Origin of the sequence: Pseudomonas sp., from assembly GCF_048269965.1 — a bacterium.
Classification (GTDB): domain Bacteria; phylum Pseudomonadota; class Gammaproteobacteria; order Pseudomonadales; family Pseudomonadaceae; genus Aquipseudomonas.
Genome location: NZ_JBLWTV010000016.1, coordinates 100,766 through 120,486, shown reverse-complemented (window position 1 = coordinate 120,486; position 19,721 = coordinate 100,766). Strand labels below are relative to the sequence as shown.

Sequence of the window (19,721 nt, the reverse complement as noted above, 5' to 3'; positions counted from 1 at the left end):
CACGCCTTATCGACATAGTGCTGCGCTCCGGCCACGGCATCACTCGATCTCCCGATTCGATGAACTCCGTAAGCCTAAATGCGTTACCTATGTCTCCCGACACCCGTTACCTATGTCCCCCGGCTGAACACGTGGCGCACCCTACCGGTGTGGCGCTACACCAGTGCGCTGACCTTCAGGTCGCGCTGGCTCAGGCGCAGGTACTGCTGGTCGGCCTTGAGCAGCAGCGCGTGGTCGTCGACGCTCAGTTCTTCATGAGCATGACCTTCGGCCTGGCTGCGGTAGAGGCTTTCACCGGGGTGGCGGCGCAGGCACTGGTAGCGCTGCCGGCGTGGTTCGACCTTGAGGCTGAGCATGTCGATATAGGCGACCTGCATCTCATCGCTCTGGCCAGTCTCCAACGCACTGCGCTGCAGGGCAGGGGTGTGGGTGAAGGGCGAGGCCGAGAGCATGACATGTTGGCATTGCAGCAGATCCGCGCGCGGTTCGCCGTTGAGCAGCCAATTGCCACGCAGATCACGCTGCAGGCAGAGGTTGCGCTGGCCATGGTTGTCGACCTTGAGCCAGAGGCGGCGCAAGCGCCAGCCCGGATCGCAATCGATCATGTAGTGGGCAACGATGCTGTTGCCCTTGATGACCTGCATGAGATGGCTGGTGGCCTGGATGCCATTGGCATCCTGACTCAGGCGCAGGGTTTCCACGCCAGGGTTGCACCAGGGTTTCCATACCAGGGTTTGCTGCATCGGTCGACTCCATGCCGAGCGCGAAACAGGAGGGAAGGGCGGCAGCTGCGCGCAGAACACGTTCCCTCGTGTTCCATGTTGTGATGATGCGCAGCATAAAGTGATAGCAATGTGATGTCTGTCAGCCTTTGCCGACAGTTGCGCAGTTTGTTGCGCTGCAGGTTCAGGCTCTGGGCTTGAGCGGTTGCTGCTCGAACTTCACGCCGTCCAGACCGTGGCTCATCAGTGCGCGAATGTTGCCGTGATCACTGCCTTGTGGCGTGGCCAGCACGCTGCGGTAGTGCTCGCCGAAGGCGCGCAGCGCTTCGTCCGTGCTCAAGCCTTCCAGCAGGGCCAGGCCCAGCGTCTTGCAGGAGCCTTCGTTGTGGCCGGCAGCGTTCTCCACATCACCGTTGCGGAAGGCGCTGGGCTGATAGTCGTAGTGCTCGGCGACGAAGGCCAGGGTTTCGCTGAAGGCGTAGTCATCTTGTTGCAGGCGCTTGCGCAGCTCGTTGAGAGCGGTCATTCATGCTTTCCTTTGGCAAATGCGGCTTTCTGCTCGGCCGAGGCTTCTTGCTGATACTTGGCCTTCCAGTCGGCATAGGGCATGCCGTACACCGTCTCGCGGGCCTGATCGGCGCTCACTTCGACACCGAGGTCGTCGGCTGCGGCCTTGTACCATTTGGACAGGCAGTTGCGGCAGAAACCGGCCAGGTTCATCAGGTCGATGTTCTGCACGTCAGGACGTGTGCGCAGGTGCTGCACCAGCGCACGAAAGGCTGCAGCTTCCAGTTCGAGGCGTTCTTGCTCGGTCATGGTGGGCTCTCCGGGAATGGTGGCGGCGATGATAAGAGCCTCGCCGGAGAGCGGCAAGCCGCCGAAAGCGGCTGTCAGCGATGACCGGCGAGCGTGATGGAGACCGACTCGGCGAAACGCAGGGCATGCGGTTTGTCCACTTCCACTTCGGCATAACGCACGGCCTGATGGGTCATCACCAGGTCGAGGATTTCCTGAGTCAGGCGTTCGAGCAGGGCGAAGCGATTGCCTTCGACATGGGCGATGATGGCCTTGGTGATGGTGCGGTAGTTCAGCGCGTGCTCGATATCGTTGACCTCTACCGCATCGACGGCGGGGTAGAGGATGGTCAGGTTGATCAACACGTCCTGCTTGTTGTTGATCTCTTCTTCCTTGATACCGATGTAGGTGCGCAGGCGCAGGTCCTTGACGCGGATGCGCGCCATTCCAGGTTCCAGTCGCGGCATTAGTTGCTCCGTCCGATCAATTGCAGAAATTCGTGGCGAGTGTTGCAGGACTCGCGGAAGGCGCCAAGCATCACCGAGCTGCTCATCACCGAATTCTGCTTCTCCACACCGCGCATCATCATGCACATGTGTTTGGCCTCGATCACCACCGCCACGCCGGCGGCATTGGTCACGCGGGCGATGGCATCGGCGATCTGCTTGGTGAGGTTTTCCTGGATCTGCAGGCGCCGCGCGTACATGTCGACGATGCGCGCCACCTTGGACAGCCCGAGCACCTTGCCGGTGGGGATGTAGGCGACGTGCGCCTTGCCGATGAAGGGCAGCAGATGGTGCTCGCACAGCGAGTACAGCTCGATGTCCTTGACGATCACCATCTCGTCGTTGTCGGACTCGAACAGCGCGCCGTTGACGATCTCCTCCAGCGACTGCTGGTAGCCATGACACAGATACTGCATGGCCTTGGCTGCGCGTTTGGGCGTATCGAGCAGACCCTCGCGTTCCGGGTTTTCACCGAGGCCTACGAGAATTTCGCGGTATTGCTGGGAAAGGGGTTGGCTCATGGCAGTGTCCTGAGCAGTCGCCTCACTTGAGGTGGCGGCCGCCGTTGAGGGTAAGGGTCGTTCCGGTTACGTAGGCGTTGTCCAGCAGGTAGCGCAAAGTCTGGTAGAAGGCCTGCGGGCCGGGTTCTATGCCCAGCGCCGATTTGGCCAGGGTCCTGGTCCGGTAGGCGTCGTCGTCACCATCGTTGAACATCAGCAGCGCCGGCGCGATGGTGTTGACCTTGATGCGTGGCGCCAGACGCGCGGCGAACGACGACGTCAGGCTTTCCAGGCCCGCCTTGCTCGCGCAGTAGGCGGGGCGGTTGGCGCTGCCCTTGCGCACCACGTCGTCACTCACGTGCACGATGTCGGCGTGTTGCGACTGCAGCAGCAGCTCGCTGCAATGCAGGTTGATCAGGTAGGGCGCGAGCATGTGCACGCTGAACAGCTGACGAAAGACCTGCGCTTCTTCGCCTGGCGTTTCCGCCAGCCACTGCGAGGCGTTGTGCACGATCGCGCGCAGGCCGCTGCACTGCGCCTTGAGCTGTTCGATGAACGCCATGATGCCGCTCTCATCACTGAAATCAGCCTGCAGGGCGATGGCACCGCGCTCACGCAGCCGCGCAATATCGTCGCGGTGCTGGCGGTAGCTGATGATCACCGGCTGGCCTTCGTCGAGCAGACGTTCGGCGCAGTAGAGGCCGACCCTCTGGCCGGCGCCGGTGATCAGGATGGGAAAGTTGGCAGCGCTCATGTGCAACTCGTGGGAAAGAAATGAAGGCCTGGCTCGTACCGCCTCGGGATACCTGACCAGTGGCAGGCGGTACTCACCAGACCGTGGATAAAGCTATACCAGAGTCGCAAGTTGTACAACCATGTGCGGCATGTGGTTTTGCTGTCAGGCTCAGTGACTTTGCCTATAGCGCTGAATTTTAAGGTTTTTTAATGATGAGGTGGAGAGGGCTTTTTTGTGCTTTACCTGTACGCACTGTTGCTTTTGTACAGCTATTGGCCATTTGTACAACGAAATCGGCCAGCACGAGGCTGGCCGATGGATAGAAATGGATGCTTTCAGGGCTTGCCGATGCTGGCGGTTCGTCTGCCCAGGCGCTGCGGGTAGTTACCTTGCAGCCAGGGCTCGAGCAGGCGAGTGGAAAGTGGGATGAACCAGTAGGTCATCAGTGGCGTCAAGGCCAGCGTCGACAACAGCACGCGGGCAAGCAGCGACAGGTCGGCCAGCCAGGGGCCCAGCAGCAGGTTGAAGCCCAGGGATACCGGAAAGAATGCCAGCCAGATCGCCACGCTCTGCTTCCAGCGCGGCGGCCGTCGCAGGGCACTGCCGAACCAGGCGTCAAGGCCGACAGCGCGCTTTTCCTGCGGTTGGGCAAAAAGTCCCGCACCACGCTGCAGCCAGGCCTGGCGCGAGGCCGAGTGCTCCCAGGAAGCCATGGTCTGTTCGTCGCTGAAACGGAAAACGATCTGGAACTCATCATCACCGGCAGGCGGTGCCAGTACGCCGGAGCCGAGGTAGCCAGGGAAGTCGGTGGCCAGGTGTTCGCCTTCACGTAGCCAGGCGATGAAATCGTGATAACGGCCATTGGCAACGCGGCGCGCCACCATCAAGGTAACGGGGGACATTGTGTATCTCCTCGAGTGTTGCCGTCAGCCGGGGTACGGCATTGGGCGCGATCGAGCACGGGGGTGGTGTGCTCGACGAAGAACGCAGCAAGGATTATTCCCGTTTTGCGGAAATTAGCCAGCCCTGCCTGATGGCGGGCGTCGGCCGGAGCAAGCCTTGCCTTCCTGGCAACGTGCTGCACCGTCAGGGTGCGGGAGTCGTGCCAAATGGGGGCGCAGGCGGCAGAACAAGCGATAGCCCCACTCCAGCAGCGGACGCAGCGGTCGCCAGCGCAGCGGCGCCACCCAGCTTCCCAGTCCGGCCGCCTCCCAGCTCCACAGGCTGGCATCAAGGCCCAGCACCCATTCGCCATCGGCCCAGCGTGCGTGCAGACGATCCTGCATCGCGCTCAGGGATACCCCCAGCGGCAGCGGATCGAAGTCAGCGGCAGCAATATCCACCAGCAGCAGTCGCAGGGGTGACGCATGTCGCCTGAGCATGCCGATTTCGCGTGCGCAGAGCGGACAGTCGCCGTCGTAGTAGAGGGTCAATGGCCAAGCAAGGTTATGCATGAAATCACCTTGTACAGTTCTTGCACAATGTAAGCCTGCCTTAGCTGGGTTACAATGCCTCTCATATTCGTTGCCGTGATGCCCGAAGCCATGCCAGAACTCGCCTCCGTCACATCGCTTGCGTCCAGCGCTTTGAAGCAGGAAGAGCTGTTCCCCATCCGTGAGGTTTCTCGCCTTACCGGCGTCAATCCGGTCACCCTGCGTGCCTGGGAACGGCGTTACGGCCTGATTCAACCGACGCGTACCGACAGCGGCCATCGTCTCTATTCACAGGCCGATATCGATGCCGTGCGCAGCATCCTCGCCTGGATCGAGCGCGGCGTCGCGGTCAGCAAGGTCGGTTCGATCCTGGCCAAGAGCGCCAGCACTCGCAGCGTCGCCACGCCGGCCTACAACGAAGTCAGCAGTGACGACTGGAGTCAGTGGCAGGGCCAGGTGCGCAGTGCGCTGCAGAACTTCGATGAGCCTCGTCTCGAGCGCTTGTATGGGCAGATTTTCTCCTGCTACCCGCTGCCGGTGGTGTTCCAGGACATTTTCATGCCGGTCTGGCAGGAACTGCTGCTGCGCCAGGACGAAGTCGGCCTGCGCGGCGAGTGGCTGATGCTCGACGGCTTCCTGCGTGGGCGCTGCTGGCAGCGTCTGCAGTTGGGGCGCGATGACTCGCGTGAGCGCGTGCTGCTGGTGGCGCTACCGGGCCACTGTCGGGAGCTGGAGTTGCTGGTTGCGGCGTTGTTGTTGGGCAATCAGGACGTCGGCGTGTCGGTGATGGGGCCTGGCGTACCCATGACCGATCTGGCCCTGGTCTGTGAACGCATGCAGCCCCAGGCGCTGGTGATCTTCAGCAACCAGCCGCCAGGCGAGGAGTTCCCGCGGCAACTGGCGCGCCTGGCGCTGGGTCTGGCATGTCCGCTGCTGCTGGCCGGTGACAGTGCCGATCTGGCGGAGGAGAGTCTGGCCGGTTCGCCCATTGCCTGCCTGGGTAACGAAGGGCGCCTGATGCAGCGGCGTATGCAGCAGTTCCTGGCGGGTCATCTGGATACCTGAGGCGACCCAGGGTACAGGGCTTCAGCTGACTGCTGCGGTCTGCGACTGTTGTTCGCTGTGCTGTTCGAACAGGTACTGACGCAGGGTCTGCTCATCTTCCGTATGCAGCGTCTGCAGGCTGTAGGCGTAACGCTTCTGGCTGACGCGTCTTGCCAGCCGCGCGCGCAGTTGAACGCGGCGCTCCCGGGGCAAGATCAGCTGCAGCAACTGATCCTTGGCCGGCGTGCCTGTTCTGCTGTACTCCACCAGGATTCCACTGTTCGATAGCTCCAGCGCTTGCAGGCCACTGGGCTGGTCGCTGCCGTCCAGCAGTGCCAGCGCCGTGGGCAGAACGAGACGCCATGGGCGTTCGCTTACGCCTTGTTCGAAGATCAGCGGTGCACCCAGTTCCAGGCGCGACTGGCGGTGGCCGTCCTGGATCAGGTGCAGAGGAAAGCTCAGGTGCTGATTGTTGGTATGGGTGTCCAGGCTCAGCTGCTCTTCATTGCCCAGGCGCGCCAGAAGCTCACTGAGTTGCTCGCCCAGAGTCAACGGCGGCACTGCGCTAGAGCGCCGCTTTTGCGGAGGTTTGAAGAGGATCGTCTGGATGAAATCCAGTTCGTCCTGAGTCAGCAGCGGGTCGCTTTGCATGGAATGAGACTGCGCAGGGTCAAACCCATCTGACTGCGCTGGCGCAGGATAGTTTTATCCGTTCGTCAGCTTTTCAAGGCGCGCCAGCTCGGCCTTCAGCTCGGCTACTTGTGCCTCCAGCTCACGCACCCGCTGCTTGGCTTCGACCTGTTCGGTGACGTCCTTCTGGATACCGATGTAGTAGGTCAGTTGGTCGCTTTCGTTGAGCACCGGCGTGATCGACAGCTCGTTCCAGAACGCGCTGCCATCTTTGCGGTAGTTACGAATGATCTGCCGGCAGGGCTTGTTCGCCTTGACCGCGTCGCGAATGGCCTGCAGCCCAAGCTGCGCGCGATCGCCTGCCTGCAGGAAGCGGCAGTCCTGATAGAGAATGTCGTCACTGGCGTAGCCGGTCAGGCGTTCGAACGCCGCGTTGGCATAGATCAGGATGTTGTCGTCGCCCTCCTGCTCGGCCACCACGATTCCATCGTTGGAGGCGTCGACTACCAGTTGCAGCAGTTTGGCATTGATCATGAGTCCGGTTCCGCGATGGCTATGCGCTGCATTCTAAAACATCGGGTCGGCCTGTCCACTTGCGGCATAATACGCGGCGTTTTTCCTGTTTCCGGAGTTGTCATGAAAGTCGCCATTCTCTCGGGCTCGGTCTACGGCACGGCCGAGGAAGTCGCTCGCCACGCCGAGCGCCAGCTCAAGGCCGCCGGGCTGGACGCCTGGCACAAGTCGAACATGAGCCTCGAGGAGCTGCTGGCCTTCGCGCCGGACGCCTTGCTCACCGTGACGTCCACCACCGGCATGGGTGAACTGCCGGACAACCTGCTGCCGCTGTACAGCGAAATCAGAGACCGTTTGCCGGCCTGGAGCGGCAAGCCGGCTGCAGTGCTGGCGCTGGGCGACTCCAGCTATGACACCTTCTGCGGTGGCGGTGAACTGATGCGTGAGTTGTATGCCGAGCTGGGCTTGCGCGAAGTGGTGGACATGCTGCGCCTGGACTCCAGCGAAACCGTCACGCCTGAAACCGATGCCGAACCCTGGCTGCAAGCCTTCGTGGCAGCGCTGAAGGCCTGACGTGCACCCGCGCGCTCGCCAGTTGATCGACAGCCTCGGGCTTGCCGCGCATCCCGAGGGCGGTTACTACCGTCGTCTGTTCGTTTCGGCGCAGCGCGATGCTCAGGGCCGGGCGGCTTCCAGCGCCATTCTGTTCCTGCTGCCAGGTGATGCGGTCAGCCGCTGGCATCGGGTCGACGCCGATGAGCTGTGGCATTTTCACGAGGGCGACCCCCTGCAGTTGTTGATCGCCGACACTCCCGACGCGGTGCGTTGCGAGTTGCTCGGGCCAGCGGCAGAAGGGCAGATGCCGCAGCGCGCGGTGGCGGCCCATGCCTGGCAGGCGGCGCGCTCGACGGGTGCCTACACGCTGGTCGGTTGCAGCGTGGCGCCGGAGTTCCGGTTCGAGGGCTTTCGCCTGCTGGCCGATGATAGCGACGCTCAGGCGCAGTGGCCGCTGCTGACGCGCCATTACCCCGAGCTGGTCTGAGCGGCGATAAAAGCGGCGAATACCTGCCTATCGCACCGCGGTGCACCGGCGCCGTGACCCGCAAAGCCATCAAGATGGCTGCCAGGGCGACTACCCTCAGCGACGCGCCTGGCTAGACTGCGGACACCACCGACCAACAAGAATATCGAGGTGACCGCCGTGAATGCTCCGCTGCAACTCCCTGCCGTGAAGAATCTGGTTTCCGAGGCCGAATGGCGCGCGCGCGTCGACCTCGCCGCCTGCTACCGGCTGATCGCCCTCTATGGTTGGGACGACCTGATCTTCACCCATATCTCTGCCAAGGTACCGGGCACCGAGGACTTCCTCATCAACCCCTACGGCCTGATGTTCCACGAAATCACGGCGTCGAGCCTGGTCAAGGTCGACCTGGCGGGCAACAAGCTGATGGACAGCCCGTTCGACATCAACCCGGCCGGTTACACCATTCACAGCGCCGTGCACGAGGTGCGCCACGACGTCGGTTGCGTACTGCACATCCATACGTCTGCCGGCATCGCCGTGTCGGCGCAGAAGCAGGGCTTGCTGCCGCTGTCGCAGCAATCACTGTTCGTCCTCGCCAGCCTGGCCTACCACGGTTATGAAGGCGTGGCGCTGAATCATGACGAGAAAGCGCGGCTGCAGGCGGATCTGGGCGACAAGAACTTCATGATCCTGCCCAACCATGGGCTGCTCACCGCTTTCGGTGGCATCGCCGACGCCTTCCTCGGCATGTTCGTCCTGCAGCGTGCCTGCGAGATCCAGGTCATGGCGCAGAGCGGTGGCGCCGAGCTGATCCACATTCCGCAGCAGATTCTCGACGGGGCGCGGGCGATGATCGCCGGCGTGATGAAAACGCCGCAGGGCATGGGCGGCGCGCTGCCCTGGCCAGCGCTGCTGCGCAAGCTGGACCAGCAGATGCCGGGTTACGACCAGTGAGCGAACTGCCAGGCATTGCCCTGGACGAATGGCGCGGGCAAAGCCAGGTGCTGGACTTTCGTGGTCACAGGATCCGTTACTGGGTCGCCGGTGACACCGAAGCTCAGCCGTTACTGCTGATCCACGGCTTTCCCAGCGCCAGCTGGGACTGGCACCGCCTGTGGGCGCCGCTGGCCGAGCGTTACCGGGTGATCGCCTGCGACATGCTCGGCTTCGGTTACTCGGCCAAGCCGCGCGGGCATGCCTACAGCCTGCTGGAACAGGCCGATCTGCAGCAGGCGCTGCTGGCCCACATTGGCGAGCAGCGACCCTTGCATGTGCTGGCTCACGACTATGGCGACAGCGTTGCCCAGGAGCTGATCGCGCGGCATCAGGACGCGCAGCTGCAGCTGGCGAGTTGCGTGTTCCTCAACGGCGGTCTGTTCCCCGAAACGCATCATCCGGTACGGGTGCAGAAGTTGCTGCTCGGGCCGCTTGGTCCGCTGATCGGGCGATTGTTCTCACGGCGCAAGCTGGCGCAGAGTTTCACCCGCATCTTCGGCCCGCACACTCAGGCCAGCGACGCCGAGCTGGATGCCCTGTGGCAACTGGTGGCGTACAACAACGGCCCGGCGGTGATGCATCGCCTGATTCGCTACATGCCCGAGCGGCGCCAGCAACGGCAGCGCTGGGTCACGGCGATGCAGGCCACGACGCTGCCGATGCGGGTGATCGATGGCGCCTTCGATCCCATCTCTGGTGCGCATATGGTGGCGCGTTACCGTGAGCTGATCGCAGACGCCGACACCGTTCTGCTCGACGGCATCGGCCATTATCCGCAGCTGGAAGCGCCGGCTGCCGTGCTCGAGCATTACCTGCAGTTTCGCGCTGCCAGGAGCCCGCATGCGTAGACGTACCCTGCTCAAAGGCGCTGCGCTCGGCGCAGCCGCCGCGCTCGGCGCTGGCTACTGGGCCTTGCCTGTCGGGCCGCGACCGGCGGCCGTCAGCCTGGAGGGCGCACGCCAGGTGCTGGCGGACCTGCACGGCAAGACGCTGCAGAGCATTCGCGGCTGGAGCCCGAGCGAGGTGTTCAATCACTGCGCGCAGAGCATCGATTATTCCATTGACGGTTATCCCGAGCTGAAACCGACCTGGTTTCGCCACAGCCTCGGGCCTGCCGCGTTCGCCGTGTTCAGCGCACGCGGCGCCATGCGTCATCCGCTGGACGAGGTGATTCCCGGTGCCGCGCCTGTGCTCGAACCAGCCGCTCAGGCCCTGGCGTTGCAGCGGCTGCAAGTGGCTTTCCAGCGATTCGCCGAGCACCGGGGCGCGCTGAAACCGCACTTCGCCTATGGCGCGTTGGGCCATGGCGAGTACGCCGAGGCGCACGTGTTGCACCTTTACAACCACCTCAGCCTGATCCGTGTTGCCTGAGCGCATGCAAGGATGAGCGGGTCGGCGTTGCGATAATTTTTCTCGAACCTCCGGCGCCGTGAGCGACTCACTAGCTGTGTCACTCACAGAAAAGTCGAGGCTACTCATGAACAACATGAACAAGACGTTATCTGCACTGCTGCTCAGCGGGATTCTCGGCGCGATGGCATTGCCAGCCTTTGCGGGTAGCGATAGCGATGCGCCGGGTACTCCGGGGCCGACCACGCCAACGCCAGAGGACACCAATCCGATGAACCCGGCCGATGACGGTGAGGGCATCCCGCCTGTTCAGGGGCCCAAGACCGACGGCAACCCAGGTGGCTCGGGTGATGGCACTGGCACTGGCACTGGCAGCGATGGCTCTGACGCGGGGTCGGGCTCTGGCTCTGGCTCTGGCTCTGGCTCCGGTAACTGAGCCGCATAAGGTCGCATTATCGGCCGTCATTCAGCGCCCGCGCGCGCCTTGTGAAGCGTGCGGGGCTGGCTGACACTCGGTGCATTCACAACCTGCCCGAGGAAGCTGTCGATGAGCGATGCCATCCGTTTCGAAGATCAAGTGGTCATAGTCACCGGTGCCGGCGGTGGCCTGGGTCGCGCCCATGCACTGCTGTTCGCTCGTCATGGCGCCAAGGTGGTGATCAACGACCTCGGCGGTAGCACCCATGGTGAAGGGGCCAATGCTTCGGCAGCCGACAAGGTGGTCGAAGAGATCCGCGCCTTCGGCGGTACTGCGGTGGCCAACCATGATTCGGTCACCGATGGCGACAGGATCGTGCAGACGGCGCTCGATCATTTCGGCCGTATCGATGTGCTGGTCAACAATGCCGGCATCCTGCGCGACAAGAGCTTCCACAAGATGGAAGAGGCCGACTGGGATCTGGTCTACAGGGTCCATGTCGAAGGCGCCTACAAGACCACTCATGCGGCCTGGCCTTACCTGCGCGAGCAGAACTTCGGCCGGGTCATCTTCACGTCGTCCACCTCAGGGATCTACGGCAATTTCGGCCAGAGCAACTACGGCATGGCCAAGCTCGGCCTGTACGGCCTGACGCGTACCCTGGCCATCGAAGGGCGCAAGAACAACATCCTGGTCAACGCCATCGCACCGACCGGTGCCACGCGCATGACCGAAGGGCTGATCCCGCCGCAGGTGTTCGAGCAGCTCAAGCCCGAACTGGTCAGCCCGTTGGTGGTGTACCTCGGCAGCGCCGCCTGTCAGGACACCGGCGGCCTGTTCGAAGTCGGCGGTGGTTGGGTGGGCAAGGTGCGCTGGGAGCGCAGCCTGGGCGCCGGCTTCGACCCCAGCACGGGCTTCAGCCCCGAGGATGTCGCGGCGCAGTGGCAACGCATCTGCGATTTCGAAGGCGCAGCGCACCCGGCCGACAACGTCGAGGCGCTCAGGGAAATGATGGCAAACCTGCAGAAGTACGCGCTCTGAAACACAGGCGAGCACTGAAAGGCCGGCAGTGATCGGATAAGGCGCTCAATGCTGCGTCTGGTGGGACGAGGCGAAGCTTTTCGCTGCTGCGCCGGCCAGATTCGCGGCGGGGCGCCACTCCTGCACTGTCGGTGCATCGACGCGTGACTGTTTGCTGCAGTGAGTAGTACCCGGCTGTTACCTGTCGGAGGAAATAGGGGCGAATAATGGCGTTCGTTCCACCTACCTTCAGGAGACGATCATGGCTGCCAAGAAGATTCTCATGCTGGTCGGCGATTACGCCGAGGACTACGAAACCATGGTGCCGTTCCAGGCGCTGCAGATGGTCGGCCACACCGTGCATGCGGTCTGCCCGGACAGGGTGACCGGCCAGACGGTGCGCACCGCTATCCACGATTTCGAGGGCGACCAGACCTACAGCGAGAAGCCGGGGCACAACTTTGCCCTCAACTTCGATTTCGCCAAGGTCCGTGCCGAGGACTACGACGCCCTGGTCATTCCCGGTGGCCGTGCTCCCGAGTACCTGCGCCTGAATGCCGACGTCATCGCCCTGGTGAAGGCCTTCACCAGCGCCGACAAGCCCATCGCTGCCGTCTGCCACGGTGCCCAGTTGCTGGCGGCCGCCGGGGTGCTGGAGGGCCGCGAGTGTAGTGCCTATCCTGCCTGTGCGCCGGAGGTGGCGTTGGCCGGCGGTAAGTACGTGGACATCCCGGTGGATCAGGCCCACGTGCAGGGCAAGCTGGTCACCGCGCCGGCCTGGCCCGCGCATCCGGCCTGGCTGGCGGCGTTTCTCAAGGTGCTGGGGACTGAAATCCGCTTGTAGCTAACGTAGCACGGATGCAATCCGGGGCCGCACCATTGTCGGCATCCCCGGATTGCATCCGGGCTACGACGCTCGTGAGGAGATAAAGCCGATGTGCGAACTCTATGTGAAGGCCGACCCGATTCTCTACGAGTCGCGCTCACGCTCATTGCGCATCCGCGGTGTGGTCACCACGCTGCGTCTGGAAAATCAGTTTTGGGACATCCTGCGCGAAATCGCCGAAGTCGATGGCATGACCACCAACCAGCTGATCGCCAAGTTGCATGACGAGGTCATGGACTTTCGCGGCGAAGTGGTCAATTTCGCCTCGTTCCTGCGTGTCAGCTGCACCCGCTACCTGGCACAGAAGGCCGGGCGTCAGGTGCCGCTGAGGGTGGTCGGTGCAAGCGGCTGAGTCACTGGTACATCCAGAAGTTCGGGTGTTCCTGCACGTTCGGTGTGGTCGGCTGCTGGCTCGGTTGGGATTGCTGGAAGAAGCGTTTGATCAGGCTCATGCGAAGTTACTCCTGTAGGTAGTGGCTGTTGAACAGGTGTGCATGATCGGAGAAGCGCTTTGATTGATAAAACGGATTGTCTCTATCTTTGTGATTGGGTATGGCTATACCTGACCATCGATATTTGTCGTTGCGATCATTCAGGCACGGCTGCCGGGACGCCGGGGCAAGCGCACGCTGACACGCAGACCGCCGAGCGGTGACTCATCGAGGGCAATACTGCCCTGATGCAATTCCACGATGCGGCGCACGATGGACAAGCCCAGCCCGGCGCCCTGGCCTTCGCCAACGCGGAAGAAGCGCTCGAACAGCCGCTCGCGCAACGCCGCTGGCACACCTGGGCCGCTGTCGAGTACCTGCAGCAGCAGGTCCTGAGGGGTGGCCTGCAGCTGTACCTGAACGCAGCCTCCCGCCGGGGTGTACTGCACGGCATTGCTCACCAGATTCTGCAGCAGGATACCCAGGCTGGGCGCGTCCGCAGGCAGGTAGTAGTCACCTGGTTCCTGTGCGTCGAGAGTCAGCTCCTGGCCGCGATTGAGCGCCAGGGGGGTCAGCTCGGCCAGCTCGCCACGCAGGAAGGCCAGCAGGTCGAGGTGATCCATGTTCAGGCGGATGCCGTTGGGGTCCAGACGTGCCAGTGTCAGCAGTTGTGCGACCACCCGGGTCGCGCGGTCGACACCGCTGCCCAGCTGTCTCAGCGCCTCTTCGCGGTCGCCGGCATCCGGCGCCTCGAGTGCGTTCTGGGCGTGGATGCGCAGCACCGCCAGCGGCGTACGCAGCTCGTGGGCGGCATCGGCGATAAAGCGCTTTTCCTGTTCCAGCAACTGCTTGACCTGCATCAGCAGGCGGTTGAGCGCAGCGGCCATCGGCTCCAGTTCATTGGGCAGCGGTGGGAAGACCAGTGGCGCCAGGTTGTCCGGGGCGCGGCCGCGAATGGCATCGGCCATGCGCTTGAGTGGATACAGGCCCCAACCCACGGTCAGCCACAACAGCAGACCGACGATGGGCAGGCCGATCAGCAGCGGTTGCAGGCTGCGTCGGGCAATCTTGTCGATCAGCTCGCCGCGCACGTCCTCGCGTTCGCCCGCCAGCACCCAGTGGTGGTCGCGGCTGTCGTGCAGGACGAACACGCGCCAGCGATGTTCGCCGATATTCAGGGTGTGATAGCCGATCAGGTAGCGGGCCAGTTGGACCAGGCGCTCGCGCATGGGCTGGCCATCGTTGGGCAGCGCCAGGCCGAGCTGCGCGATCATGTTGTTCAGCAAACCAGGCGGGGCACTGGCAGACTGGAACAGCAGCTCGCCATCGTCATCGAGCATCTGAAAGGCCAGCTTGCCCTCGTATTCGTGACCGAGCAGGTTGTCCGGGTTGCGTGCGCTGTGCAGCAGCAGCGCTTCGTCGAGCACTGCCTGCATCTCACTGCGCTCGCTTTCGCTGAGGTCGTGGCGTACCAGGCCCATGAGCAGGCGCGCGGTCTGCGACAGCTGAGCGTCGAACAGCTCGCGCACCTCATGCACCGAGTCGTTGTAGATCTTGTGGCTGATCAGCCCGAAGCTGGCCGCTACCAGCAGCAGGAGCAGGGCGAGCAGGCGGGTGCGAATGGAACCGAAGGTTTTCAGCAGCCTCATTTGTCCACCAGATAACCGACGCCGCGCACGGTGCGGATCAGCTCCGGGAAGAATTTCTTGCGCAGGTGGTGCACGTGCACTTCCAGGGCGTTGCTTTCCACTTCCTCATCCCAGCCATAGAGCGCCTGTTGCAGCTTGTCGCGGGTCAGCACACGGCCGGGCTGGATCAGCAGTTCGTGCAGCAGCAGAAATTCCTTGCGCGGCAGGTTGATGACCTGACCCTGGTATTCGACCACCTGGCTGGCCGGGTCGAGGCTGATGCCACGGTATTCCAGTGCCGGTTGCGGACGCTGGAAGCTGCGCCGCAGCAGGGCGCGCAGGCGAGCCTTGAGCTCGGCGACGTCGAAGGGCTTGACCAGGTAATCGTCGGCGCCGGCATCGAGGCCCGCGATGCGGTCGCTGGTGGCGTCACGTGCGGTGAGCACCAGCACCGGTACCGGGTTGGCTGCGGCGCGCAGGTGCTTGAGCACCTGCAGGCCGTCCATGCGCGGCAAGCCGAGATCGAGAATGGCCAGCTCGAAGCTCTCGTGGCTCAACGCATGCAGCGCGCTGGCGCCGTCCTGCAGCCAGTCCACGGTGTAGCCTTCGGGTTTCAACGCGGTGCGAATGCCTTCGCCCAGGGCCTGGTCGTCTTCGACGAGAAGAATGCGCATGGTCACTCCTGCAGAGGGTTACTGGAGTTTACCCGTCACCTGCTGCAAAAGCGCTCTGGCTTCTGCGCGGCGGCCCTGGTCGGCCAGTTCACGGCCAGGACGGTCCTTGGCCGCCAGGGCCTTCTCCAGCGCGGCGCGGGCTTGCTCGTAGCGTTTCTGACGTTGCAGGAAGTCGCCGTAGAAATAGTTCGGGTCGAGACCGTCCGGGTTGATCGCCAGTGCCTGCTCGAGCATTTTCTCGGCCTGTTCGTCGTCGCCGAAGCCGATCGGCCAGCCGGGGACCTGGTAATACAGGCTGCCGAGGCTGGTGTAGGCCGAGCCGGCCAGGGCCTGTGGATCGATGGCCAGCGCCAGTTCCAGGCTGGCCTTGGCCTGCTTGACCAGGCCCAGCGCGCCGAGACCACCCTTGGCACCGGCCTGGGTGCTGAGGATGATGCCGCGCCAGATCAGCAGCTCCGGCGCCCTGGGTTCGCTGGCCAGGGCCGCATCGGCTTGCGTGACGAGCCTGGCGAAGGCCGCTTCGCGCTGCTTCTCCGGCGTCTGGTAGTTGATCTCGGCCCAGCGTGTCTGCAACTGCTGCAACTGGGCCTGGCCGTTGTCACTGAGGGCGAAGGCGGGCAGGGCGGTGAAGCCGAGGGCGGCGATGATCAGGGTGCGAAATGCGTTCACGGACAATCTCCTAGTGCTTGTGGCGGGCAAAGCGTTGAATGATCGGCAACTGTTTGCGCAGGGCCTGGTCGACCACGCGCGGCAGCAGACCGTTGAGGCGCACGAACAGGCGTTCCGGCCAGCCCAGGTGACGTTCTTCCTGCTCGCGGCGGAGGGTGTGGAGCAGTTCCTCGGCCACCTGCGCGGGGTCATCCATGGCCACGCCCAACTCATCGTTCATCGCCACCACGCTGGGGGCGTTCATCGATGTGCGGGTGGCACGCGGGGCGAAGTAGAGGACGCCTACGTGGGTGTCGGCCAGCTCGCGGCGCAGTGCCTCGGAGAAGCCGCGCAGGGCGAACTTGCTGGCGCAGTAGGCGGTAAAGCCGGGGTAGCCGATGGCGCCGAAGGTGGAGCCGACGTTGATCACCAGCGCACGCCGTTGTGCTCGTAGCAGTGGCAGCAGGCGCAGGGTCAGTTGCAGCGTGGCGGTGACGTTGAGGCCGATCAATTCGGCGATCTGCTGCTCGTCCTGCTGATCGAGCAGGCCGAAGCGGTTGACCCCGGCCGCGTTGATCAGGCAGTTCAGCCCACCGAAGTTCTGCGCTGCGGCGACCAGTGCATCACGCCCGCTGCGGCTGGCGATATCGGCCTGCACCAGTTGCACGTGCTGCGGGAAGCGTTGCAGCAGTGGTTGCAGGGGCTCCAGTCGGCGCCCGACCAGCAGCAGATGGGCGCCTTCGCTGGCCAGGCGATGCGCCAGGGCCAGGCCGATGCCGCCACTGGCGCCGGTCAGCAGGGCACGGCAATCCGTCGGTTGCATGACCTTACTCCTCGCCAGCCAGCGGCAGGCTGCGGAACATGTCGCCGTACAGGCGGTAGACGACCTTGGCGGTGTGCACCACGGCGGCCTTGTCATCGTCGTTGTCCAGTTGGTTCATCAGCTTCTTGAAGAACTCGATGTGCTCCAGGTCCAGGCTGCCGTGGGAATTGAGGTAGCTGAAGGCCTTGTTCGGCAACTGCAGCTTGTCCTGGATGATGCCGGCGGCCTGGGTGGCCAGGGCGATGCTGGTGCCTTCGAGCACGTTGACCATGCCGAAGAAACTCACCGGGTTGTGCCGGGCGATGCGGTCGTAGACATAGGCCACCATCAGTTCGGTAGCCATGTGCGGGGTGCCGTTGCGCACCGCTTCCTTGTCGGCGCCGCAGGCCGCGATGTCATTGAGCACCCATTCCTGGTGGCCGGTTTCTTCCTCGATGTACTCGGCGATGGCTTCGCGCAGCCATTCCAGGCGTTCCGGCAGGCGTGCGCCACAGGCCATCAGCAGCGGTACGGTGTGTTTGACGTGGTGGTAGGCCTCGGTGAGGAAGGCGAGGTAGCTGGGCAGGGCGACCTCGCCGGTCATGGCCTGCTGGATGATCGGTGCACTCAGCAGGTAGTCGCGTTCGGCCTGGGTCTGGCTCAGCAGGGAATCGTAGAAGCTCATGCATGTACTCCTTCTGCCATCAAGTCATGGATGGCGCTCTGGTAATGAGTGAACAGGGCGGCGCGGCGCAGGCGACCATTGGCCGTGGCCAGGTCGTTGCTCGCGCTGAACGGGGCATCGGCGCGCAGCCAGTGGTGCACGCGGGCGTAATCCGGCAGGCCGCGATTGACGGCGTCCACGGCCGACTGCAACTGTATGTCCGGGGTATTGGGCAGGCGCGGTACCAGCACCGCGACGTTGCCCGGCAGCGCCTCGCCGTGCAGCCAGGCCTGGGCGATGGGCAACTGCTGCACCAGTTCTGACTCCACCCATTCCGGGTTGACGTTGCGCCCATAGGCGGTGATGAACTGATGCTTCTTGCGCCCGTGCAGCACCAGAAAGCCATCCTCGAAATGACCGAGGTCACCGGTGCGCAGCCATTCGCCTTGCGGTGCCGGCTCACCCAGATAACCGAGCATGCGCGCGCCCTTGACCAGCACTTCGCCGTCGTCCGCCAGCGTCACCTGCAGGTGGCCGAGGGGCTGGCCGGTGCTGCCGATGCGGCGCTGCTCGGGCGTGTTCAGGCACACCACCGAGGCGCACTCGGACAGGCCATAGCCCTCGAAGACCGGCAGACCCAACGCGTCGGCGCGCTCCAGCAACTGCGCGGAAACCCGTCCGCCACCGACCGCGACGAAACGCAGCGAGTTCGGCACCGGCAACTGGCGTTCGCCGGCGCTGACCAGCGCCAGCAGCAGTTGCGGCAGCAGGATCAGACTGTGCGGTTGAGCGGCGTGCAGGGCCTGGAGAAAGCGCGCCAGGTCGAAGCCGCTGGCACCGGTCAGGCCGATCTGCGCCATGGGCATCAGTTCGACCCGGGCGCCGGCCAGCAGCGGCGCGTAGACGCCGGCGATGTTCTCCAGCAGGGTCGCCAGCGGCAGGATGCACAGGTGCCGCTGCACATCGCGGCTGGCGCTGGCTTCGACCAGGCTGTCGGCCACTGCCAGTTGCGTTTTCAGGTCCAGGCACACGCCCTTGGGCTGGCCGGTGGTGCCGGAGGTGTAGGTGATCTTGCAGGTGCCCGGATGCAGCGCGGCCGATCGCGTCACCGTGCGGCGATGAATGTTGCCCTCGGCGGTGGCGAAACCGGCGGCACCGTTGCCGATCAGGCAGTCGATGCCGGCACTGTCGAGCACATGGCGCTGCTGCTCGACAGAGAAGAACGCCGGCACCGGTACGCAGACCAGGCCCGCGTGCAACGCCGCCAGATCCCACAGCACCCAGTCGATGCCGTTGTCCAGGGCCAGCGCCACGCGTTGGGCGTCAAGGGCGCGCAGGTGCCTGCCGCGCGCCGCCACCGCGCCGAGCAGTTCGGCATAGGTCAGCGTGCGTTCGCCTTCGGCCAGGGCGATGTGCGGGCCGAACTCGGCCAGGCGGGCGAAGAAGGATTCAGCTGCAGACCACATCGGGCATCTCCTCCGGGGCATAGAGCGGTTGATGACCGAGGCGCGGATAGGCGCCCAGCTGCAGCAGACGCTGGTGGCCGCCATGGATATCACCGGCCATGAGCAGCGGGCGGCTGTCGTAGTAACTGCCCCAGTCGGCCAGCTCCTCGCCCATGCGTGCCGGATCGGCTTCGCCCAGCGCGATGGGGGTCAGGCCCAGGCGCTGGAAGCTGTTGAGCAGGGTTGGGGTGCCGGTGAAGGTGACCCAGCGAAAGCCCAGGGCCACCAGCAGATCGGTCAGCGCGACGATCAGCAGACGCGCGGCGCCGGGGCTGTCGGCGGCCAGGTTGCCGACTTCCACCAGCTCGCCCCGGCTGGGCTCGCTGTGGCCCAGGCGTGCGCCGATGGCAGTCTGGATCGGCTCGTTCAGGTAGCGCTCGAGAAACAGCGGGCCGCTGTTGCCGCTGCGCACGCCTACCGCGCCGAGCAACTGCCCGCGCTGATTTTCCAGGCCGAACAGGCAGGGCATGAAGTGACGGATGCGTGCGCCGTGCTGCAGCTCGAAGCGCTGGCGGATGAACTGTTCCAGGGCAGCGCGCCGTGCGCTGTCGGGAGACGCCAGGTGGAGCTCGTAACTATCGCCGCGCCCGATGCGGGCAACGGGACGATCATGCTGCGCCCAGGGGAGTTCCATGCTCGGAACCTCGGTAATGAATCTGGCGGCGATTGTGTGAGGGGCTGGCTTAACGCTGTATTAAGACTTTGCAGAATGTTTCGGGCTTATGGTCTCGGCGTTGGCCATCGCAGATGAATCCGCTCACAAACGGTTCGAACACTGGCACTTGGCCGGTTGAGT

At 63.9% G+C, this 19,721-nt stretch carries 27 protein-coding genes; 10 read left to right on the top strand and 17 right to left on the bottom strand.

Annotation, left to right across the window (positions count from 1 at the left end; genetic code table 11):
- Positions 1-155: 155 nt before the first annotated feature.
- The 8 genes from ACN0X6_RS18175 to ACN0X6_RS18140 form a co-directional block, all read right to left on the bottom strand.
- Positions 156-743: a putative glycolipid-binding domain-containing protein gene (locus ACN0X6_RS18175; protein ID WP_417706076.1), complete on the bottom strand. Its 588-nt coding sequence runs from the start codon at positions 741-743 to the stop codon at positions 156-158.
- A gap of 163 nt (positions 744-906) precedes the next feature.
- Positions 907-1,248, bottom strand: a complete 342-nt coding sequence (locus tag ACN0X6_RS18170; RefSeq protein ID WP_417706074.1) for a HopJ type III effector protein — start codon at positions 1,246-1,248, stop codon at positions 907-909.
- Positions 1,245-1,538, bottom strand: a complete 294-nt coding sequence (locus ACN0X6_RS18165) for a DUF1244 domain-containing protein (RefSeq protein WP_417706073.1) — start codon at positions 1,536-1,538, stop codon at positions 1,245-1,247. The genes ACN0X6_RS18170 and ACN0X6_RS18165 overlap by 4 nt, the downstream gene beginning before the upstream one ends.
- Positions 1,539-1,612: 74 nt before the next feature.
- Entirely contained in the window at positions 1,613-1,984 is a 372-nt protein-coding gene (gene folX, locus ACN0X6_RS18160; protein ID WP_003462464.1) for a dihydroneopterin triphosphate 2'-epimerase, read from the bottom strand.
- A complete protein-coding gene (gene folE, locus ACN0X6_RS18155) occupies positions 1,984-2,544 on the bottom strand; it encodes a GTP cyclohydrolase I FolE (RefSeq protein ID WP_160019729.1) in 561 nt (186 codons plus the stop codon). The genes folX and folE overlap by 1 nt, the downstream gene beginning before the upstream one ends.
- 22 nt (positions 2,545-2,566) lie before the next feature.
- Positions 2,567-3,277: a dihydromonapterin reductase gene (gene folM, locus ACN0X6_RS18150; RefSeq protein WP_417706072.1), complete on the bottom strand. Its 711-nt coding sequence runs from the start codon at positions 3,275-3,277 to the stop codon at positions 2,567-2,569.
- A 317-nt stretch (positions 3,278-3,594) separates the two neighbouring features.
- The gene (locus tag ACN0X6_RS18145; protein WP_417706070.1) at positions 3,595-4,161 is read right to left on the bottom strand and encodes an antibiotic biosynthesis monooxygenase; all 567 of its coding nucleotides are present in this window, start codon (positions 4,159-4,161) and stop codon (positions 3,595-3,597) included.
- Positions 4,162-4,275: 114 nt separating this feature from the next.
- A complete protein-coding gene (locus tag ACN0X6_RS18140; RefSeq protein WP_417706068.1) occupies positions 4,276-4,713 on the bottom strand; it encodes a thiol-disulfide oxidoreductase DCC family protein in 438 nt (145 codons plus the stop codon).
- Between the two features lie 90 nt (positions 4,714-4,803).
- Between ACN0X6_RS18140 and ACN0X6_RS18135 the strand changes: the two genes are divergently transcribed.
- The gene (locus ACN0X6_RS18135; protein ID WP_417706066.1) at positions 4,804-5,757 is read left to right on the top strand and encodes a MerR family transcriptional regulator; all 954 of its coding nucleotides are present in this window, start codon (positions 4,804-4,806) and stop codon (positions 5,755-5,757) included.
- Between the two features lie 21 nt (positions 5,758-5,778).
- Here ACN0X6_RS18135 and ACN0X6_RS18130 read toward each other — a convergent pair whose 3' ends face one another.
- Entirely contained in the window at positions 5,779-6,387 is a 609-nt protein-coding gene (locus tag ACN0X6_RS18130) for a hypothetical protein (protein ID WP_417706065.1), read from the bottom strand.
- A 54-nt stretch (positions 6,388-6,441) separates the two neighbouring features.
- On the bottom strand, positions 6,442-6,900 hold the full coding sequence (locus ACN0X6_RS18125; protein ID WP_417706063.1) for a PAS domain-containing protein: 459 nt from the start codon (positions 6,898-6,900) through the stop codon (positions 6,442-6,444).
- A gap of 102 nt (positions 6,901-7,002) precedes the next feature.
- Between ACN0X6_RS18125 and ACN0X6_RS18120 the strand changes: the two genes are divergently transcribed.
- The 9 genes from ACN0X6_RS18120 (at position 7,003) to ACN0X6_RS18080 (ending at position 12,925) form a co-directional block, all read left to right on the top strand.
- Positions 7,003-7,452, top strand: a complete 450-nt coding sequence (locus ACN0X6_RS18120) for a flavodoxin (protein WP_417706062.1) — start codon at positions 7,003-7,005, stop codon at positions 7,450-7,452.
- 1 nt (position 7,453) lies between these two features.
- The gene (locus ACN0X6_RS18115) at positions 7,454-7,921 is read left to right on the top strand and encodes a cupin domain-containing protein (protein ID WP_417706061.1); all 468 of its coding nucleotides are present in this window, start codon (positions 7,454-7,456) and stop codon (positions 7,919-7,921) included.
- A 159-nt stretch (positions 7,922-8,080) separates the two neighbouring features.
- Positions 8,081-8,857 (top strand): class II aldolase/adducin family protein, encoded by a 777-nt coding sequence (locus tag ACN0X6_RS18110; RefSeq protein WP_417706059.1) that lies wholly within the window; start codon positions 8,081-8,083, stop codon positions 8,855-8,857.
- Positions 8,854-9,747, top strand: a complete 894-nt coding sequence (locus ACN0X6_RS18105) for an alpha/beta fold hydrolase (protein ID WP_417706057.1) — start codon at positions 8,854-8,856, stop codon at positions 9,745-9,747. The genes ACN0X6_RS18110 and ACN0X6_RS18105 overlap by 4 nt, the downstream gene beginning before the upstream one ends.
- Positions 9,740-10,270, top strand: coding sequence for a DUF1569 domain-containing protein (locus ACN0X6_RS18100; protein ID WP_417706055.1), 531 nt, complete (start codon positions 9,740-9,742; stop codon positions 10,268-10,270). Before ACN0X6_RS18105 ends, ACN0X6_RS18100 begins: the two co-directional genes overlap by 8 nt.
- A 106-nt stretch (positions 10,271-10,376) precedes the next feature.
- Positions 10,377-10,685: a hypothetical protein gene (locus ACN0X6_RS18095; RefSeq protein WP_417706054.1), complete on the top strand. Its 309-nt coding sequence runs from the start codon at positions 10,377-10,379 to the stop codon at positions 10,683-10,685.
- Between the two features lie 111 nt (positions 10,686-10,796).
- Positions 10,797-11,708, top strand: a complete 912-nt coding sequence (locus ACN0X6_RS18090; RefSeq protein ID WP_417706052.1) for an SDR family oxidoreductase — start codon at positions 10,797-10,799, stop codon at positions 11,706-11,708.
- A gap of 238 nt (positions 11,709-11,946) precedes the next feature.
- Positions 11,947-12,531: a DJ-1/PfpI family protein gene (locus tag ACN0X6_RS18085; protein ID WP_417706081.1), complete on the top strand. Its 585-nt coding sequence runs from the start codon at positions 11,947-11,949 to the stop codon at positions 12,529-12,531.
- 91 nt (positions 12,532-12,622) lie between these two features.
- On the top strand, positions 12,623-12,925 hold the full coding sequence (locus tag ACN0X6_RS18080) for a ribbon-helix-helix domain-containing protein (protein ID WP_017675012.1): 303 nt from the start codon (positions 12,623-12,625) through the stop codon (positions 12,923-12,925).
- Positions 12,926-13,165: 240 nt separating this feature from the next.
- Here the strand turns inward: ACN0X6_RS18080 and ACN0X6_RS18075 are convergent, their stop codons facing one another.
- From ACN0X6_RS18075 to ACN0X6_RS18045, 7 genes are read right to left on the bottom strand one after another with little or no spacing between them, the layout of a single operon-like run.
- On the bottom strand, positions 13,166-14,653 hold the full coding sequence (locus ACN0X6_RS18075; RefSeq protein WP_417706050.1) for an ATP-binding protein: 1,488 nt from the start codon (positions 14,651-14,653) through the stop codon (positions 13,166-13,168).
- A complete protein-coding gene (locus tag ACN0X6_RS18070; RefSeq protein WP_021490245.1) occupies positions 14,650-15,306 on the bottom strand; it encodes a response regulator transcription factor in 657 nt (218 codons plus the stop codon). Before ACN0X6_RS18070 ends, ACN0X6_RS18075 begins: the two co-directional genes overlap by 4 nt.
- 18 nt (positions 15,307-15,324) lie before the next feature.
- Entirely contained in the window at positions 15,325-15,975 is a 651-nt protein-coding gene (locus ACN0X6_RS18065; RefSeq protein WP_417706048.1) for a tetratricopeptide repeat protein, read from the bottom strand.
- A gap of 10 nt (positions 15,976-15,985) precedes the next feature.
- Positions 15,986-16,777: an SDR family oxidoreductase gene (locus tag ACN0X6_RS18060; protein WP_417706046.1), complete on the bottom strand. Its 792-nt coding sequence runs from the start codon at positions 16,775-16,777 to the stop codon at positions 15,986-15,988.
- A 4-nt stretch (positions 16,778-16,781) separates the two neighbouring features.
- The gene (locus tag ACN0X6_RS18055) at positions 16,782-17,441 is read right to left on the bottom strand and encodes a TenA family transcriptional regulator (RefSeq protein ID WP_417706045.1); all 660 of its coding nucleotides are present in this window, start codon (positions 17,439-17,441) and stop codon (positions 16,782-16,784) included.
- On the bottom strand, positions 17,438-18,886 hold the full coding sequence (locus ACN0X6_RS18050; protein WP_417706043.1) for an AMP-binding protein: 1,449 nt from the start codon (positions 18,884-18,886) through the stop codon (positions 17,438-17,440). Before ACN0X6_RS18050 ends, ACN0X6_RS18055 begins: the two co-directional genes overlap by 4 nt.
- Positions 18,870-19,559, bottom strand: coding sequence for a thermostable hemolysin (locus ACN0X6_RS18045; protein WP_417706041.1), 690 nt, complete (start codon positions 19,557-19,559; stop codon positions 18,870-18,872). The genes ACN0X6_RS18050 and ACN0X6_RS18045 overlap by 17 nt, the downstream gene beginning before the upstream one ends.
- Between the last annotated feature and the right edge of the window lie 162 nt (positions 19,560-19,721).